Below are 16,630 nucleotides of genomic sequence, written 5' to 3' on the forward strand. Positions count from 1 at the left end.
TCCGACCGTCCTGGCGTCGGGTCGGTCGTACCAGGTTTGGGCGGTTCCGTCCCGGGCACCGGTTCGTCGAGCCGGCGCGGGGCGGAGCACCCCGGTCCGCGCGGAACCGACGCGAGGGAGTGTCGCCATGGGTTCTGAGCCGACGACGGACGCCGAGGCCCGGCAGCGGATCACCGAACTGGTCCGCGCCGCACGCGTCTGCATGCTCACCACGATCGCCGTCGACGGCCGGCAGGTCAGTCGTCCGATGGTGCTTCAGGAGACGGAGTTCGACGGTGACCTGTGGTTCCTCACCCGGGCGGACTCGGCCAAGGTCCGGCAGATCCGGGTCAATCCGGAGGTCAACGCGGCCTTCGGTGACCAGCGGGGACAGACCTGGCTCTCCGTCTCCGGCACCGCCCGAGAGGAGAGCGACCGGGCCGACGTCGAGCGGCTCTGGCACCCGGCGCTGCGGGTGTGGTTCCCGGACGGCCCGGGTACGCCCGGACTGACGCTGATCAAGGTGCACGCCAGTTCGGCCGAGTACTGGGACTCGCCGAGCAGCACGGTGGTCAACCTGCTCGGTGCCGCCCGGGCGGCGGTGACCGGCCGGACGCCCCGGCCCGGCGGCAACCACACAGTCAGTTACTGAGCCGTGAACAGCCGGGGGCGGCAGGTGGACACCTTCCGGGGCGCGCTGTCGGCGCAGGACAGCGGCGGCTACAGTGCGCTCTGACGGCCCGCCCCGGGCCGGCAACGGCGCCGATGGTCGGATCCGACCCATATCCTGGGGCTTTGTTTGGGCTAACCGAGGCTCCAGGAGGATGAGCAGATCATGCGTATCGGCGTGCTCACCGGCGGTGGCGACTGCCCCGGTCTCAACGCGGTGATCCGGGCGGTGGTCCGCAAGGGCGTCGCCACGTACGGCCACGAGTTCGTGGGCTTCCAGGACGGCTGGAAGGGCCCGCTGGAGGGCCTGTCCCGCCCGCTGGGCATCGCGGAGGTCCGCGGCATCCTGCCCCGGGGCGGCACCATCCTCGGCTCGTCCCGCACCAACCCGTTCAAGATCGAGAACGGCGTCGAGCGGATCAAGGAGAACCTCGCCGCGCAGGGCGTCGACGCCCTGATCGCGATCGGCGGCGAGGACACCCTCGGCGTCGCCACCAAGCTGCACGAGCTGGACGTCAAGGTCGTCGGCGTGCCGAAGACCATCGACAACGACCTCGGCGCCACCGACTACACCTTCGGCTTCGACACGGCCGTCAACATCGCCATGGAGGCGATCGACCGGCTGCACACCACCGCCGAGAGCCACCACCGGACGCTGGTCGTCGAGGTGATGGGGCGGCACGCCGGCTGGATCGCGCTGCACGCCGGCCTCGCCGGTGGCGCGAACGTGATCCTGCTGCCGGAGCGGCAGTTCGACGTCGAGCAGGTCGCCGGTTACGTCGAGAAGCGCTTCCAGCACCAGTACGCCCCGATCGTCGTCGTCGCCGAGGGCGCGCAGCCGCTCGACGGCCAGATGGTCCTGCACAACCAGGAGCTGGACTCCTTCGGGCACGTCCGGCTCGGTGGCATCGGCCAGTGGCTGGCCGAGCAGCTCGAGGCGAAGACCGGCAAGGAGGCCCGCACCGTCGTGCTCGGCCACATCCAGCGCGGCGGCACCCCGACCGCCTTCGACCGGGTGCTCGCCACCCGCCTTGGCCTGCAGGCGATCGACGCCGCGCACGAGGGCGACTGGGGCAAGATGGTCGCCATGCAGAGCACGGACATCGTCCGGGTGCCGCTCGCCGACGCCACCCGCGAGCTGAAGACCGTGCCGCTGGAGCGGTACGCCGAGGCCGAGGTCTTCTTCGGCAGCTGACCGGGTGGGGCGGCGGGCGTTCCGGCGTCCGCCGCCCCGCGCGCACCGGCTCGCCGGGACGGCGGCGCGGGGTCGGCGTAGGCGACACGAAAGGGGTACGGCGGGATGTCGACTGGGGTGCACACGGTCGCGGTGATCGGCGCCGGCAAGATCGGCGAGCTGATGCTCTCCGGGCTGCTGCGCTCGGGCTGGCCGGCCGACCGGCTGCTGGCCACCACGCGTCGCCCGGAACGCGCCGAGGAGATCGCCACCCGGTACGGCGTCCGCGTGGTCGACAACCTGACCGCGGTGCGGGACGCCGAGGTGCTCGCGATCTCGGTCAAGCCGCAGGACGCCGGGGTGCTGCTCGACGAGGTCGGCCCCCGGATCCCCGACGGGAAGCTCGTCATCTCGCTCTGCGCCGGCCTGCCCACCGGCTTCTTCAGCCGGCGGTTGCCCGCCGGCACCCCGGTCGTCCGGGTCATGACGAACACCCCGGCCCTGGTCGACCAGGCGATGACCGCCATCTCGGCCGGCGCGCACGCCACCGGGGAACACCTCGCCCTGGCCGAGGAGATGTTCAAGCCGCTGGGCGCGACCATCCGGGTGCCCGAGTCGCAGCAGGACGCGGTGACCGCCCTCTCCGGCTCCGGCCCGGCCTACTTCTACCTGCTGGTCGAGGCGATGGTCGACGCCGGGATCCTGCTCGGCCTGCCCCGCCAGGTGGCCCACGAACTGATCGTGCAGACCGCCATCGGGTCGGCGGTGATGCTGCGCGACTCCGGCGAACACCCGGTGAAGCTCCGCGAGGCGGTCACCTCGCCGGCCGGCACCACCATCTCCGCCGTGCGCGAGCTGGAGAAGCACGGCGTACGCGCGGCGCTGCTCGCCGCACTCGAGGCGGCCCGCGACCGGGCCCGGGAACTGGCCGCGCAGGCCACCTGACCACCGCTCGACCCAGGAGCCGGCGGGCGCGGATCCCGCTGGCCCCTGGCCGTCCGGCGTGTCCGTCCGACTGTCCATTGTGTCCGACGCCGGATTGCGCGGTGCCCTCCGGTTTGGTGCTGGCCCCGGCGCGAATGTCCACTCTCGCCCGTGCCCGCGCGTGGGGTGACAATCCCCCAATCCGACACGTCGGGGCAGCTCAACCCAGATCGGGCAGGTACCCGCTGCCGGGGGCGGAGAGCCGCGTGGATCGGCTGCTGGCCGGCGGCGAACCTTCTAGTCGTCGGTGCGGCACGTGAACCGAACGCCATCCTCCATCGTAGACATCGGTGCGGGAGGATCCGGTCGGCGGCGGAATGCCGTGCCCCACCTACGGTTCGGGACCTCCCGTCACTGGCCGCGCATCTATTGACTTAACAGCATCAATGGCGCATAAAGGATGTAGCGGATTTTTGCTGAGTCAACATTCGACTCTTTCGACAGTGCCGGGCCGCAGCCGGGTGTCACCCGAGGCGCTGGCGGAGGAGACGGAAAGGTCCGTAGGTGCCACGAGAGCCGGCACCGGTCAGTGCAACGCCTGTGGGTATGTATCGACGAAGGGATGCTTGTGGCTGCCAACCGTCTCACCGAGCCGGTGTACAACCTGTTCCGAATAGTCATCGGACTGCTGTTCACGTCGCACGGGCTGTCTACGGTCTTCGGCATGTTCGAGGGCTTCGCGGGCACCGGGGAGGCCATCCCGGTCGGCCTCTGGCCGGACTGGTACGGCTCGCTGATCCAGGTCATCACGGGCCCGCTCGTCCTGATCGGCCTCTTCACCCGACCGGCCGCCGTGCTCGCCTCCGGATCGATGGCCTATGCCTACTTCATCGTGCACCAGCCGACGGGGCTGCTGCCGATGAACAACCGGGGCGAACCCGCCGTGCTGTTCTGCTGGGGATTCCTGCTCATCGCGGTCCTCGGCCCGGGCCGCTGGACTCTGGACCACCTGCTGAGCCGGCGCAAGGGCGGGGCGCGCGAGAAGGAGATGGCCACCTCCGCCTGACCACGGAGCCGACCGGGGTGGCCCGCTCTGGCCAGGCCGCTCCGGTCGGCGTCAGTCCGCTCGCGAGGGACGTGGGTTGCGCCGCCGGGACCTCGGCGGACGCTGCGGGTGCCCGTCACCCCGCTGACTGGTCGACGTGGTGCCGGAGTCCGCCGGCGAACGGTGGTTCGGCTTCCGTTCCACGGCCTTCGCCCCGCAGGCGCTGCAGAACCAGCTGTGTCGCCAGCGGTCCCGGTCCCGCCGGTACCGGGCGGTGCTCTTCTCCAGCCGTTGCCGGTCGGCCTCCCGTGCGGCCCGGAACCGGAGGTAGCTGCGGACGACCCAGATGGCCAGGCCCACGATCGCCGCGATCGCCACGATGCCGATGACGTCGCCCACCTGGCCGAGGATGGTCGAGACCAGCAACGCCGCCAGCAGGAACCCGAAGCCGCGCAGGTACGAGGCTATTAAGTGATATCTATCTCTTGCTGATCTTTCTCCTAGCCCCCGGGAGTGTGCGACGTGCGGAAATCCCGCCTGGTAACCCTCGCCCTGAGCCTGACAGCGGCTCTCGGCGCCACCATTGTGACGGCCGTTCCCGCCCAGGCGGCGGCCACCGACCGCTACGTCGCGCTCGGCGACTCGTACGCCTCCGGCGTCGGTGCCGGCAGCTACCGGAATGCGGGCCAGTGCTCCGGCCTTCAGGCCGGGGTGAAGGCCCGCGCTGGGAGGGCCGCCAAGGCCCGAGCAGTGCCCTAACCGGGCTGGTTCTGCTGCTCGATGTACTGCTTCACGACGCTGGGCGGTGCCCCGCCCACGGAGCCTGCGAAGTACGAGCCCGACCAGAGCTTGTTGGCCCGGTAGTAGTGCCGCGTCAGGTCGGGGAACTCCTGTCGCAAGCGGCGCGAGGAGACGCCCTTGAGGGAGTTGACCAGCCGGGCCACCGCCACCTTGGGAGGGAAGTTGACCAGCAGGTGGACGTGGTTGTTCTCGCCGTTGAACTCCACCAGCTCGGCCTCGAAGTCGGCGCACACGTCCCGCATGATCGCCTCCATGCGGGAGAGGTGCAGGTCGGCGAACACCTTGTGCCGGAACTTCGTCACGAAAACCAAGTGGACGTGCATCGCGAAAACACAGTGTCTACCAGTGCGGATGCCTCCAAGATCAGCCATAAACCAACATGATACAGTGTCGTCCGTGCAGCTCCGGTACACCTTCCGCGTCTATCCGACGCCCGGCCAGCAGATCGAGCTGGCGAAGGCGTTCGGGTGCGCGCGGGTGGTGTTCAACGACGGGCTGCGCGCACGGCAGGAGGCCCGCGAGCAGGGCTTGCCGTACGTCTCGGACGGGGACCTGTCCAAGCAGGTCATCACCCAGGCCAAGCTGACCCCGGAGCGGGAGTGGCTGGGCGAGGTCTCCGCCGTCGTCCTGCAACAGGCGCTGGCCGATCTGAACGTGGCGTACCGCAACTTCTTCGCCTCGGTCACCGGCAAGCGCAAGGGACGCCGGGTGGCCCCGCCAAAGTTCCGCTCGCGGAAGGACAACCGGCAGGCGATCCGGTTCACCGCCAACGCCCGCTTCACGGTGCTGGACAACGGCCGGCTCCGGCTCCCGAAGATCGGCGACCTGGACGTCCGCTGGTCACGGGGCCTGCCGTCCGACCCCAGCTCGGTCACGATCGTCAAGGACGCGGCGGGCCGGCACTTCGCCTCGTTCGTGGTGACCACGACGGCCGAGGCGCTGCCCGAGCTGGACTCCGAGGTCGGGATCGACCTGGGCCTGACGCACTTCGCAGTGCTCTCGGACGGCACGAAGGTCGCCGCGGGCGAAGTTCCTGCGCCGCGCGGCGCGCAAGCTCAAGCGGCTGCAACAGGATCTGACCCGCAAGCAGCGGGGCAGCAACAACCACAAGAAGGCCGTCGTGAAGGTCGCCCGCGCTCATGCTCGGGTCGCCGACACCCGGCGGGACTGGCAGCACAAGCTCTCGACACGGATCATCCGCGAAAACCAAGCGGTGTACGTCGAGGACCTGTGCGTCGTCGGTCTCGGCCGGACCCGGCTGGCGAAGTCCGTCCACGACGCCGGATGGTCGTCGTTCGTCGGCATGTTGGAGTACAAGGCCGCCCGCTGGGGGCGAACCTTCGGGAAGATCGACCGGTTCGCACCGACGTCACAGACGTGCTCGGTATGCGGCCGGATCGACGGACCCAAGCCGCTGTCCGTCCGGTCGTGGGCCTGCCTGTGTGGCGCGGTCCACGACCGGGACGTCAATGCGGCGATCAACGTGTTGGCCCAGGGACGCTGGGACAACTCAAACGCCTGTGGAACTCGGGTAAGACCGGCACTTGTGCCGGCACCGCGGCCGACCTCGCGTCGAGAAGCAGGAATCCGCCCGGACGCCGCGTGTTCCACGCGCAGCGTGGAGGGAATCTCCGCCCTTTAGGACGGAGAGATCGTCAAACGACCGAGAGTGGCAGCTGTAAGCGCAGCAACAACGCCTACCCCGCGCTGTACGCCACCAACGTGAAGCCGGCCTCCTACCGCTCGGTCGCCTGCTCGGGTGCCACCACCACGAGCGTCATCAACACCCAGCTCTCGGCACTGACCTCGACAACCACCCTGGTCAGCGTCCAGGTCGGCCGGCAACGACGTCGGCTTCGCCAACATCATGACCTCCTGCGTGCTCTACGGCACGACGCAGTGCGTGGCCGCGGTGGACGCCGCCATGGTCAAGGCGCGCAACGACCTGCCCCGCCTGCTGGACAACGTCTACAACGGCATCACGACGCGGTCCCCCTCGGCCCGGGTCGTGGTCGTCGGCTACCCGGTCTTCTACCAGCTGAACACCCCGTGCGTCGGGCTCAGCGACACCGCGCGGGCGAAGATCAACGAGGGCATCAACCTGGTGGACGACATCATCCGTAGCCGGGCCGGCGCGCACGGCTTCCGCTTTGCCGACGTGCGCAGCGCCTTCGTGGGCCATCAGCTGTGCAGCTACTACGAGAAGTGGCTGCACGCGTTGAACATCCTCGACATCGGGGTGTCCTACCACCCGACGGCGGCCGGCCAGTCGGGCGGCAACTACCCGGTCTTCCGCTCCATCGCGGGCTGACCGGACCGTGCGCCGCGCCGGGCCCGCCGCGTACCGACGCGGCGGGCCCGGTTGCGTGTGGACGCGGCTACCGACGTTCCGTGGCGGCCGTCGACCGGGCCGACTCGAGGTTGCCGGCCATCACCGCGAGCACCCGTACCGTCTCCACGTACTGCTCGGTGGTGAGGCCGCGCATCAGCAGGTCGCGGGCCGCCTCGACCCGGGCGGCCACCTGCGTGTGGGCGGTCCGGCCCTCCGTGGTCAGGGTGAGCCGGCCATCGTCTCCCCGGGCCACCCAGCCCCGTGCGGTCAGATCGTCCACGGTGCCGCCACCGTCCGCGCCGAACGGGGCCAGGGCCTCCGCCAACTGGGCGGACGTCCGTGGGGCCTCGTGCAGCAGGTGCAGGGTCTGCCAGTGCCGCCGGCCGAGCCGCTCCTCGGCGAGCGCGGCCTCGAACTGCGCCTCGATCAGGTTGTGCAGGTGGCGTAGCCAGTAGCCGATGGGCCGGCTGGTCGGTTTCATGGCACTCCCGGGTCGTCGATGTGCGGGACGGTGGTCGCCTCCGCAGTGTGGACGGACGTGCCATCGACCCGGTCGAGGCGAGGTGTAGGGCGGGTGCCCCGGCTCAGGTCGTGGCCGGCAGGACCCGCTGGATCGCCGCGTGCAACTTCGGGGCGTCCGGCTCGACCGTGGGCGCGAACCGCGCGGCCACCGTGCCGTCCGGCGTGACGAGGAACTTCTCGAAGTTCCAGCGGACGTCGCCGGTGTGTCCGTCGGCGTCCGTGGCCTGGGTGAGCAGCGTGTACAGCGGGTGCCGGTCGGGCCCGTTCACCTCGACCTTCTCGGTCAACGGGAAGCTCACCCCGTAGGAGACCCGGCAGAACTCGCCGATCTCGTCAGCCGTGCCGGGCTCCTGTCCGGCGAACTGGTTGCACGGCACCCCGAGCACCACCAGCCCGCGCCCGGCGTAGGCGTCGTACAGCTTCTGCAGGCCGGCGTACTGCGGTGTGAGGCCGCACTGGGAGGCCACGTTCACCACCAGGAGCGCGCGCCCCCGGTGGTCGGAGAGGTTGGCCGGACCGCCGGCGAGGGCGTTGATCCCGATGTCGAAGACGCTCATGCCGGCGAGGCTACCGTCGCGTAGCCGTACGCCGGCAGGCACCGGGCCGACCGGGAGGGTGGACACCGGGTGGCCGCGGCCCGACGCCGCGTCGATGCCCGGTCACGGACCGGGTTCATCCCGTTGACGGGCGGAGATCCGGTAGGGAAATCCATACACGTACATCTTGACGAACTCATGACAGCGTGAGTAACGTCTCAATTAACCTTTTGGAAAGTTTCCTAACTGTTCAGGGAGACGCCGCATGAGAAGATCACTCCGCCGAGCCCTCTGGGCCAGCGCCGTGGTCGCCGTGACCGTTGCTGCGGTCCCGATGACCTCGGCCTTCGGCGCCGGCAGCGTGACCACCACCTTTACGAAGGTGCAGGACTGGGGCACCGGTCACGAGACGCGGGTTACCATCACCAACGGTTCGGACGCCCCGGTCAGCACCTGGCGCATCGAGTTCGACCTTCCCTCGGGCACCAGCATCAGCAGCTCGTGGGACGCCGACGTCACCCGCAGCGGCGACCACTACATCGCGGTCAAGAAGAGCTGGGCCGGTGGCATCGCGCCGGGCGGCACGTTCAGCTGGGGCTACAACGGCACCGGGGCGTACCGGGCCCCGCTCAACTGCACCGTCAACGGCGCGCCCTGCGGCGGCGGCACCGGGCCGACCCCCACGGCCACGGCGACCACCCCGCCCCCGACGACCCCGCCGCCGACCACGCCACCGCCGACCGGGGACAAGAAGGTGGTCGGCTACTTCGCCCAGTGGGGCGTCTACGGCCGGAACTACCACGTCAAGAACATCCACACCAGCGGCTCGGCCGCCAAGATGACGCACATCATGTACGCCTTCGGCAACACCACCGGGGGTCGGTGCACGATCGGTGACAGCTACGCCGACTACGAGAAGGCGTACACCGCGGCCGACAGCGTGGACGGCGTGGCGGACACCTGGGACCAGCCGCTGCGCGGCAGCTTCAACCAGCTCCGCAAGCTGAAGAAGATGTACCCGCACCTGAAGGTGATCTGGTCCTTCGGCGGGTGGACCTGGTCCGGCGGCTTCACCCAGGCCGCGCAGAACCCGGCCGCCTTCGCCGACAGCTGCTACAGGCTGGTCGAGGACCCGCGCTGGGCGGACGTCTTCAACGGCATCGACATCGACTGGGAGTACCCGAACGCCTGCGGCCTCACCTGCGACGCCAGCGGCCCGAACGCGTACAAGAACGTGATCTCCGCCTTGCGGTCCCGGTTCGGCACCTCGGCACTGGTCACCAGCGCGATCACCGCCGACGGCAGCAGCGGCGGCAAGATCGATGCCACCGACTACGCCGGCGCGGCGTCGAACCTCAACTGGTTCATGGTGATGACCTACGACTACTTCGGCGCGTTCAACCCCCAGGGGCCGACCGCCCCGCACTCGCCGCTGTACTCGTACACCGGCATCCCGCAGCAGGGCTTCAACTCCGACGCGGCGATCCAGAAGCTCAAGAGCAAGGGCATCCCGTCGAACAAGCTGCTGCTCGGCATCGGCTTCTACGGCCGGGGGTGGACGGGCGTCACGCAGACGGCGCCCGGCGGTACCGCCACCGGTCCCGCCCCGGGCACGTACGAGCAGGGCATCGAGGACTACAAGGTACTCAAGAACACCTGCCCGGCGACCGGCACCGTCGCCGGCACGGCGTACGCCAAGTGCGGTAGCAACTGGTGGAGCTACGACACCCCGGCCACCATCGGCGGCAAGATGACGTACGCGAAGAACCAGGGCCTCGGCGGCGCGTTCTTCTGGGAACTCTCCGGCGACACCGGCAACGGTGAACTCATCGGCGCCATCAAGGGCGGCCTCGGCTGACCCGAGCGCACCACCCGTCGGGGGTGGGGAGCGGCCCGTCCGCTCCCCACCCCCGACGTCGTCCGGTTCACCTGCCGCCACCGCCCGCGTCGGGTGTCTGCAGGGGCCCCCTGCTCGACAAAAAGCGGTAACAGGGGACCCCTGCTTCCACCCGGAGGGCGGGGCGAACCGTCGACGGGGGGCGGTGGTCGTGGCGGCGACGGTGGGGGCGCTGCGTCGTTGGTCCATCAGACGCTTCCGTCGACGGCGGGCGGAGGCAGCTGGACGCCTGGGTCGCTGGTGACGTCACCATGCAGAAGGGTCGATGTGACAGACTCGCGGCTCGGTCGGCTCGACGTGACGTGTGAGGGGGCTCCGATGGCGGTGAGACGGGGGACGGTGTCCCTGGCGGTTGTGCTGGCCGCGCTGACGTTCGCCCTGCCCGGGTGCGGGATCGGGGACGACGAGCCGGCCGAGGAGCCGGACCGGGCCCCCGCCGAGGAGGCGGCCACCCGGTCCCGGGAGCGGGTGCAGGCGTACCTCGACGCGATGGTCGCCAAGGACGTCGCCGCCGGGCGCAGCCAGTTCTGCGCCACCGCACACGAGGCCTTCGACGCCGCCGCGACCAGCCCGAACGGTGACTTCGCCGCGCACTTCACCGTCTCGGAGGCGACGGTCACCGACGTTCGGCCCGGATCGCGTGGGCAGGAGGTGGGCACCTCCGTGACGGTCTCGGTCGGCGGACGGTCGACCACCCGCGCGCTGCTGTTCACGGTGACCCGCAGTGGCGCCGACTGGTGCATCGCCGAGGAGGCCCCGGGCGACCCGTCCGCGCCGGGCGGCCCGTCGGAGGGCGCCTCCCCGGCCCCCACCCCGACCACGGCGCCCTGACGCCCGGCGGGGTCCCGCCCGCCGCAGGCCCTGACGCCCGGCGGGATTTCACCCCGGCGACGCCCCGAGAACGCCCCACCTCCGACCCCGGGCAAGGCCCGGACCCCGAGGGCGGTCCCGCGGGGAAGGTGGTGCCCTGACCCCCGGGGGTGGTGCCCCGACCCCGGTGGACGCGTCGTCCGGTGGCCTCCCAACCATCGGAACCCGCCCCCTCGGCGGGGGCCGGTCGCCGTCGTCGCCGTAGGCTTTCGGGCATGCGCCATGAGTGGCATCAGCTGAGCTATCCCGCCGTCGGCGGCCCCGGACTCCAGACCAGCCGCCCGACCGCGGACTCCGCCGAGGACGCCGCGCTCGGCCTGGACCACTGGCGGAGCCTTCCCCGCGCCCAGACCCCGCCGTGGCCCGACCCGGCCGCGGTGGCCGAGGTCTGCACGGTGCTCGACACCGTCCCCTCGGTCGTCGCCCCGTACGAGGTCGACCAGTTGCGTCACCGGCTGGCGCTGGTGTGCGAGGGGCAGGCATTCCTGCTCCAGGGGGGCGACTGCGCGGAGACGTTCGCGGACAACACCGAGAGTCACCTGCTCGCCAACGCCCGCACCCTGCTCCAGATGGCGATCGTGCTGACCTACGGCGCGTCCCTGCCGGTGGTCAAGGTCGCCCGGGCCGCCGGGCAGTACACCAAGCCCCGGTCTCTGCCCACCGACGCGCGTGGCCTGCCGGCCTACCGCGGCGACATGATCAACTCGCTGGAAGCGACGCCGGAGGCCCGGGTCGCCGACCCGCAGCGCATGATCCGGGCGTACGCGAACTCCGCCGCGGCGATGAACATGCTCCGGGCGTACCTGGCCGGCGGGCTGGCCGACCTGCACGCCGTGCACGACTGGAACAAGGGCTTCGTCAGGAACTCCCCGGCCGGCGAGCGCTACGAGGCGATCGCCCGGGAGATCGACCGGGCTCTGGCCTTCATCCGGGCCTGCGGCATGACCGACGAGGAGGCGCTGCGCACCGTTACGCTCTACTGCTCCCACGAGGCCCTCGCCCTGGAGTACGACCGGGCGCTGACGCGGGTCTCCGACAGCCGGGCGTACGGGCTCTCCGGGCACTTCCTCTGGATCGGCGAGCGGACCCGGCAGATCGACGGCGCGCACGTCGACTTCATCTCCCGGATCGCCAACCCGATCGGCGTGAAGCTCGGCCCCACGACCAGCCCCGACGAGGCGCTCGAACTCTGCGAGAAGCTCAACCCGGAGAACGTCCCCGGCCGGCTCACCCTGATCAGCCGGATGGGTAACCACAAGGTCCGGGACGCGCTGCCGCCGATCGTCGCGAAGGTCGCCGCCGCCGGGGCGAAGGTGGTCTGGCAGTGCGACCCGATGCACGGCAACACGCACGAGTCCTCCAACGGCTACAAGACCCGGCACTTCGACCGAATCGTCGACGAGGTGCTCGGCTACTTCGAGGTGCACCGCAACCTGGGCACCCACCCCGGTGGGCTGCACGTCGAGCTGACCGGTGAGGACGTCACCGAGTGCCTCGGCGGCGCGCAGAACATCGCCGACCTCGACCTGCCCGGCCGGTACGAGACCGCCTGCGACCCTCGGCTGAACACCCAGCAGTCGCTGGAGTTGGCCTTCCTGGTGGCGGAGATGCTCCGTGGCTGACGCGAGGAGTGAGCTTGCGAGCCCCGCAGTCGGCAGCGGAGGGGAGCACGGTGGCTGACGCGAGGAGTGAGCTTGCGAGCCCCGCAGTCGGCAGCCGAAGGCAGCACGGTGGCTGAGGACCAGGCGACAGGCGCGAACGGGGACCCGATCGTCGACCTGCGTTCGGACACCGTCACCCGGCCCACGGCCGGGATGCGGGAGGCGATGGCCACCGCCGAGGTCGGCGACGACGTCTACGGCGAGGACCCGACCGTCAACGCGCTGGAGGCCGAGGTCGCCGCGCTCTTCGGGCACGAGGCGGCGCTCCTCGCCCCCACCGGGTCGATGGCCAACCAGATCGCCCTGCAACTGGTGGTGCCCCCGGCCCACGAGTTGCTCTGCGACGCCGATGCGCACGTGGTCACGTACGAGATCGGCGCCGCGGCGGCGTACGGCGGTATCTCGTCGCGGACCTGGCCGGCGGTCGGTGGGGACGTCGATCCGGACGTGGTCGCCGCGATGGTCCGCCCGGACGGCTACTGGGCGGTGCCCACCCGGGCGATCGCCGTGGAGCAGACCCACAACCGGGGCGGCGGTGGGGTGATCCCGCTGGCCACCCTGCACGCGCTGCGTCGGGTCGCCGACGACGCCGGGGTGGCCCTGCACTGCGACGGCGCCCGGATCTGGCACGCGCACGTCGCCGAGGGGGTGCCCCTGGCGGAGTACGGCGCGCTCTTCGACACCCTGTCGGTCTGCCTCTCCAAGGGACTCGGCGCTCCGGTCGGCTCGCTGGTCATCGGCAGCGCGGAGCAGATCGGGCGGGCCCGCTTCATCCGCAAGCGGATGGGCGGCGGCATGCGGCAGGCCGGCGTCCTCGCCGCCGCCGGGCGGTACGCGCTGACCCACCACGTGTCCCGGTTGACCGAGGACCACGCGAAGGCCGCCCGACTGGCCGAGGCGATCGCTCCGTTCGGGCTGCTCGCCGCCACGGTCCGCACCAACATCGTGCCGCTGGACCTGACCAAGGCGTCGCTGGACGCGCACGCGCTGGCTGCCGCCGCCCGTGCCGAGGGGGTGCTGGTGTCGGTGCTCGGGCCGCGTACCGCCCGTCTGGTCACCCACATGGACGTCGACGACGCCGGCATCGACCGGGCTGTCGCCGTGCTGGTCCGGATCCTGTCCCGCTGATCCGGGCGCGCCGCCTGGCCCGGCCTGCCCTGTGCGGGCGGGTGGGGCGTGAACTGCCACGCGACGGACGACTCGTGGCCGGCTGCGGTGGACTGGGGTCAGGGGCGCAGGCGGCGGAGGGTGGCGATGTCGGCGGCGTGGCCGACGTGCTTCTCGGTGGGGGTCTCCACGACCACCGGGACGCCGGCAGTGGCCGGATGGGCCATCAGCTCGGCGAACGCCGGCTCGCCGATGGTGCCCTTGCCGATGTTCTCGTGCCGGTCCCGGGTCGAGCCGCAGAGGTCCTTCGAGTCGTTGGCGTGCACCAACCGCAGCCGGTCCGCCCCGATGGTCGCCACCAGGGTGTCCAGGGTCGCGCTCATTCCGCCCTCGGCGGCCAGGTCGTGCCCGGCTGCCCAGGCGTGACAGGTGTCGAAGCAGACCCCGAGCCAGGGGTGGCGGTCCACCGCGTCCAGGTACGGCCCGAGCTGCTCCACCCGCGACGCCAGCGACCGGCCGCCCCCGGCGCTCGGCTCGACCAGCAGCATCGGCCCGCCGGTCGCCGCGGCGGCGTCCAACAGCGGCAGCAGGGACTCGCGTACCTGCCGCATCGCGGCCGCGTCGTGGGCGGGTTCCACCGAACTGCCGGCGTGGAACACCACCCCCCGCGCGCCGATCGCCCCGCCGCGCCGCAGCGCGTGGTCCAGGGTCTCCATCGAACGGGCCACCGTGGCCGGGGTGGGGGAGCCGAGGTTGACCAGCAGCGACGCGTGGATGAAGACCGCGATGTCCCGGGCCGCGCAGCCGTCGCGGAAGAGGGCGTCCTGGACCGGGTCACCGGGTGGCAGCGCCCAGCCCCGCGAGTTGGAGACGTAGACCTGCACCACCTCCGAGCCGGCGGCGTCGGCGTACGGCAGGGCTGCCTTCGCCAGCCCTCCGGAGGTGGGGGTGTGCGAGCCGACGGGCCGGTCGGCGCAGGAGGCCATCTAGAAGCACCCGATGGTGACCGGGGTGCCCGGGGCGACCTGGGAGTTCTCGCCCGGGTTCTGGAAGCGGACCACGCCGTTGGGGTTGAACTGCACCACCACCGGGAAGCCCTGACTCTCCAGCACCTGCTTGCCCTGCGGGCAGGGCATGTCCACCACCCGGGGTACGACCACCGGGGCCGGCCCCTTGCTGACCTCCAGCTTGACCTCGGCGCCCTTCTCCACGCTGGAGCCGTCGGCGGGCGACTGCCCGATCACCTCGTCCTTCGGCCGGTCCGAGTCACGGTAGGTCTCCACCGGCACCAGGCCGAGCTGCTGGAGCGCCCCCCGGGCGTCGGTGACACTCTTGCCGACCAGGTTCGGCACCGTGATCGGGGCGCGTCCCCGGCTCAGCACCACGGTGACCTTGGTGCCCACGTTCACCTCGGTGCCCGGCTTCGGGTTGGTGTCCAGCACCACCCCGGCCGGCAGGTTGTCGTCGTACTGGGCCTTGCCCTTGACCACCTCCAGACCCAGGTGGCGAAGGTCCGCCTCGGCGAGTTCGTACTCCTTGCCCACCACGTCCGGCATCGGGAGGCGATCCGGTCCGAGGGAGAGGGTGAGGGTGATCGTGCCCCCCCGGATGATGCGGTCGGCCGACGCCGGATCCTGCGCCAGGACGCTGTCGCGGGGCACCTTCGCGTCGTACCTCGGCTTGGCGTAGGTGAGGGACAGCCCGGCGCGGGACGCCTGCGACTCCGCCTGGGCCTTGGTCAGGCTGACCAGCTCGGGAGTGGTCGTGTACCGCCCGAAGCCGAACCACCAGCCGGCGCCGGTGAGGAGCAGCGCGACTACCACCACGGCGGCGATCAACGGCAGTCGGCCCGGCGGGGCCGCCGCCAGCTGTCGGCGCAGCCGGGCCCACGGGTTGTCCCCCTGGGGTGCGGCCCGCCGCCGGTGCGGTCGGTCCGGCGCGCCGGTGGTCCGCGACCGGCGGCCGGTCTTCGTCTCGGGCAGCCGGGCCCAGGCGGGACGCTCGGTGGGGCGGATCGGCGCGACGGCCATGGTGGGCTGGGCGACGGCGGGGACGACGTCGTCGGTGATCCGGCGCAGCACGGCGGTGTGCGCGTTGCTGCCGAGGTCCTCCCGGGCCATCTGCACCTCGGCCAGGAACGCCCCGGCGTCCGTCGGACGGGCTCCCGGCTCGCGGCGGGTGGCCCGGGTGACCAGTTCGTCGAGCACCTTCGGCAGCCCCGACACCAGGGTGGACGGGGCCGGTACGTCCCGGTCCACGTGCTGCCAGGCGACGTCGACCGGGCGGTCACCGTCGTACGGCACCCGACCGGTGAGCATCTCGAACAGCACGACACCCGCCGAGTAGACGTCGGTCCGCGGGTCCGCGTGTCCGTCGGTGACCAGCTCCGGCGCGACGTACGCGACGGTCGCCATCAGCTGGTTGCCCTGCTCCTCGCTCCCGCTCGCCTCGACCGCGCGGGCCAGGCCGAAGTCGGCCACCTTCACCACGCTGTCGACCAGGTTCGCCGCGCCGCCGGTGGGAGCCTCGGCGACCAGCACGTTCTCCGGTTTCACGTCCCGGTGCACCAGACCGGCCCGGTGTGCCGCGCCGATCGCGGCGAGCATCTGCTCGGTGATGGCCAGCGCCTCGTCCGGGTTGAGCCGGCGACGCTCGGCCAGCACGTCCCGCAGGGTCCGGCCCCGGACGTACTCCATCACCAGGTAGGGCAGGCCCTGGTGGGTGCCCTGGTCGTACACGGCGACCACGTTGGGGTGGGTGAGCCGGGCGATGGTCTTGGCCTCGTCGGTGAACCGCTCGACGAAGCCCGCCAGGGGGGACCGGGGATCGGGCGCCTGGGTGGGATGAATGATCTTGACAGCGACCGTGCGCTCGAGACGTTCGTCCGTGGCGGTGTACACGGTCGCCATGCCGCCTCGGGCCACGCGACCGCGAATGCGGTAGCGCCCCTCGATCAGCGAGCCCAGCAACGTGTCGGCGACCTGTGTGTCCATCGGGGGGCAGTCTATGTCTCCGGGGGGCGGCGGCAGAACAGGATGCCATAGTGCCGCCAGATCGTCACCTCGGTGCACCGTCGGGCGATCCCGTTCGCCGGTGGACGGCACGACGTGGCA

At 71.3% G+C, this 16,630-nt stretch carries 17 protein-coding genes and 1 pseudogene; 12 read left to right on the plus strand and 6 right to left on the minus strand.

Translation table 11 applies throughout. The features are described from left to right. Positions 1-127 precede the first annotated feature (127 nt). The 4 genes from GA0074694_RS17780 to GA0074694_RS17795 all read left to right on the plus strand — a co-directional run bounded on the left by GA0074694_RS17780 (position 128) and on the right by GA0074694_RS17795 (position 3,812). Positions 128-631 carry a pyridoxamine 5'-phosphate oxidase family protein gene (locus GA0074694_RS17780; RefSeq protein ID WP_091459800.1) on the plus strand — a complete coding sequence of 168 codons (504 nt, stop codon included), beginning with the start codon at positions 128-130 and terminating at the stop codon, positions 629-631. Between the two features lie 183 nt (positions 632-814). Continuing rightward, positions 815-1,843, plus strand: a complete 1,029-nt coding sequence (locus tag GA0074694_RS17785) for a 6-phosphofructokinase (RefSeq protein WP_091459803.1) — start codon at positions 815-817, stop codon at positions 1,841-1,843. Positions 1,844-1,948: 105 nt separating this feature from the next. Then, entirely contained in the window at positions 1,949-2,767 is an 819-nt protein-coding gene (proC, locus tag GA0074694_RS17790) for a pyrroline-5-carboxylate reductase (protein ID WP_091459806.1), read from the plus strand. 607 nt (positions 2,768-3,374) lie between these two features. After that, positions 3,375-3,812 (plus strand): DoxX family protein, encoded by a 438-nt coding sequence (locus tag GA0074694_RS17795; protein WP_091459809.1) that lies wholly within the window; start codon positions 3,375-3,377, stop codon positions 3,810-3,812. Between the two features lie 51 nt (positions 3,813-3,863). Here GA0074694_RS17795 and GA0074694_RS17800 read toward each other — a convergent pair whose 3' ends face one another. Then, on the minus strand, positions 3,864-4,217 hold the full coding sequence (locus GA0074694_RS17800) for a hypothetical protein (RefSeq protein WP_091459811.1): 354 nt from the start codon (positions 4,215-4,217) through the stop codon (positions 3,864-3,866). Between the two features lie 96 nt (positions 4,218-4,313). Between GA0074694_RS17800 and GA0074694_RS34250 the strand changes: the two genes are divergently transcribed. Continuing rightward, on the plus strand, positions 4,314-4,550 hold the full coding sequence (locus GA0074694_RS34250) for a hypothetical protein (protein ID WP_176737993.1): 237 nt from the start codon (positions 4,314-4,316) through the stop codon (positions 4,548-4,550). Here GA0074694_RS34250 and tnpA read toward each other — a convergent pair. Next, the gene (tnpA, locus tag GA0074694_RS17810; protein WP_091459815.1) at positions 4,547-4,963 is read right to left on the minus strand and encodes an IS200/IS605 family transposase; all 417 of its coding nucleotides are present in this window, start codon (positions 4,961-4,963) and stop codon (positions 4,547-4,549) included. The genes GA0074694_RS34250 and tnpA overlap by 4 nt on opposite strands. On the opposite strand from tnpA, the pseudogene GA0074694_RS34255 reads away from it, so the two are divergent. The 3 genes and pseudogenes from GA0074694_RS34255 to GA0074694_RS17820 all read left to right on the plus strand — a co-directional run. Beyond that, positions 4,944-5,540 (plus strand): annotated as a pseudogene (locus GA0074694_RS34255) (RNA-guided endonuclease InsQ/TnpB family protein); the annotation flags it as partial. The gene tnpA and the pseudogene GA0074694_RS34255 overlap by 20 nt on opposite strands. A gap of 115 nt (positions 5,541-5,655) precedes the next feature. Next, on the plus strand, positions 5,656-6,234 hold the full coding sequence (locus GA0074694_RS33690) for an RNA-guided endonuclease InsQ/TnpB family protein (RefSeq protein WP_281190367.1): 579 nt from the start codon (positions 5,656-5,658) through the stop codon (positions 6,232-6,234). A gap of 225 nt (positions 6,235-6,459) precedes the next feature. Further along, the gene (locus tag GA0074694_RS17820; protein WP_245714784.1) at positions 6,460-6,903 is read left to right on the plus strand and encodes an SGNH/GDSL hydrolase family protein; all 444 of its coding nucleotides are present in this window, start codon (positions 6,460-6,462) and stop codon (positions 6,901-6,903) included. Positions 6,904-6,970: 67 nt separating this feature from the next. Here the strand turns inward: GA0074694_RS17820 and GA0074694_RS17825 are convergent, their stop codons facing one another. Together GA0074694_RS17825 and GA0074694_RS17830 are read right to left on the minus strand one after the other, a co-directional pair. Beyond that, positions 6,971-7,405, minus strand: a complete 435-nt coding sequence (locus tag GA0074694_RS17825; protein WP_091459817.1) for a MarR family winged helix-turn-helix transcriptional regulator — start codon at positions 7,403-7,405, stop codon at positions 6,971-6,973. Between the two features lie 103 nt (positions 7,406-7,508). Continuing rightward, positions 7,509-8,003, minus strand: coding sequence for a glutathione peroxidase (locus GA0074694_RS17830; RefSeq protein WP_091463356.1), 495 nt, complete (start codon positions 8,001-8,003; stop codon positions 7,509-7,511). 244 nt (positions 8,004-8,247) lie between these two features. On the opposite strand from GA0074694_RS17830, the gene GA0074694_RS17835 reads away from it, so the two are divergent. The 4 genes from GA0074694_RS17835 (at position 8,248) to GA0074694_RS17850 (ending at position 13,538) form a co-directional block, all read left to right on the plus strand. After that, the gene (locus GA0074694_RS17835; protein ID WP_091459820.1) at positions 8,248-9,840 is read left to right on the plus strand and encodes a glycosyl hydrolase family 18 protein; all 1,593 of its coding nucleotides are present in this window, start codon (positions 8,248-8,250) and stop codon (positions 9,838-9,840) included. A 357-nt stretch (positions 9,841-10,197) separates the two neighbouring features. Beyond that, complete coding sequence (locus GA0074694_RS17840) at positions 10,198-10,710, plus strand: outer membrane protein assembly factor BamD (RefSeq protein WP_091459823.1); 513 nt, start codon at positions 10,198-10,200, stop codon at positions 10,708-10,710. Between the two features lie 254 nt (positions 10,711-10,964). Further along, complete coding sequence (locus GA0074694_RS17845) at positions 10,965-12,371, plus strand: class II 3-deoxy-7-phosphoheptulonate synthase (RefSeq protein ID WP_091459825.1); 1,407 nt, start codon at positions 10,965-10,967, stop codon at positions 12,369-12,371. 147 nt (positions 12,372-12,518) lie between these two features. After that, positions 12,519-13,538, plus strand: coding sequence for a threonine aldolase family protein (locus GA0074694_RS17850; protein ID WP_091463357.1), 1,020 nt, complete (start codon positions 12,519-12,521; stop codon positions 13,536-13,538). Positions 13,539-13,636: 98 nt separating this feature from the next. Here the strand turns inward: GA0074694_RS17850 and GA0074694_RS17855 are convergent, their stop codons facing one another. Both GA0074694_RS17855 and pknB read right to left on the minus strand, forming a co-directional pair. Further along, positions 13,637-14,503 (minus strand): deoxyribonuclease IV, encoded by an 867-nt coding sequence (locus GA0074694_RS17855; protein ID WP_091459827.1) that lies wholly within the window; start codon positions 14,501-14,503, stop codon positions 13,637-13,639. Further along, positions 14,504-16,510, minus strand: a complete 2,007-nt coding sequence (gene pknB / locus GA0074694_RS17860) for a Stk1 family PASTA domain-containing Ser/Thr kinase (RefSeq protein WP_091459830.1) — start codon at positions 16,508-16,510, stop codon at positions 14,504-14,506. Positions 16,511-16,630 lie beyond the last annotated feature (120 nt).

This window comes from Micromonospora inyonensis, from assembly GCF_900091415.1.
Classification (GTDB): Bacteria; Actinomycetota; Actinomycetes; order Mycobacteriales; family Micromonosporaceae; genus Micromonospora; species Micromonospora inyonensis.

Excerpts from the sequence above, each read along its gene's own strand:
- GA0074694_RS17855 (WP_091459827.1), bottom strand. The coding sequence starts at position 14,503 with ATGGCCTCCTGCGCCGACCGGCCCGTCGGCTCGCACACCCCCACCTCC.
- tnpA (WP_091459815.1), bottom strand. The coding sequence starts at position 4,963 with ATGGCTGATCTTGGAGGCATCCGCACTGGTAGACACTGTGTTTTCGCG.
- pknB (WP_091459830.1), bottom strand. The coding sequence starts at position 16,510 with ATGGACACACAGGTCGCCGACACGTTGCTGGGCTCGCTGATCGAGGGG.
- GA0074694_RS17830 (WP_091463356.1), bottom strand. The coding sequence starts at position 8,003 with ATGAGCGTCTTCGACATCGGGATCAACGCCCTCGCCGGCGGTCCGGCC.
- GA0074694_RS17845 (WP_091459825.1), top strand. The coding sequence starts at position 10,965 with ATGCGCCATGAGTGGCATCAGCTGAGCTATCCCGCCGTCGGCGGCCCC.
- GA0074694_RS17820 (WP_245714784.1), top strand. The coding sequence starts at position 6,460 with ATGACCTCCTGCGTGCTCTACGGCACGACGCAGTGCGTGGCCGCGGTG.
- GA0074694_RS17840 (WP_091459823.1), top strand. The coding sequence starts at position 10,198 with ATGGCGGTGAGACGGGGGACGGTGTCCCTGGCGGTTGTGCTGGCCGCG.
- GA0074694_RS17835 (WP_091459820.1), top strand. The coding sequence starts at position 8,248 with ATGAGAAGATCACTCCGCCGAGCCCTCTGGGCCAGCGCCGTGGTCGCC.
- proC (WP_091459806.1), top strand. The coding sequence starts at position 1,949 with ATGTCGACTGGGGTGCACACGGTCGCGGTGATCGGCGCCGGCAAGATC.
- GA0074694_RS17825 (WP_091459817.1), bottom strand. The coding sequence starts at position 7,405 with ATGAAACCGACCAGCCGGCCCATCGGCTACTGGCTACGCCACCTGCAC.
- GA0074694_RS17785 (WP_091459803.1), top strand. The coding sequence starts at position 815 with ATGCGTATCGGCGTGCTCACCGGCGGTGGCGACTGCCCCGGTCTCAAC.
- GA0074694_RS17780 (WP_091459800.1), top strand. The coding sequence starts at position 128 with ATGGGTTCTGAGCCGACGACGGACGCCGAGGCCCGGCAGCGGATCACC.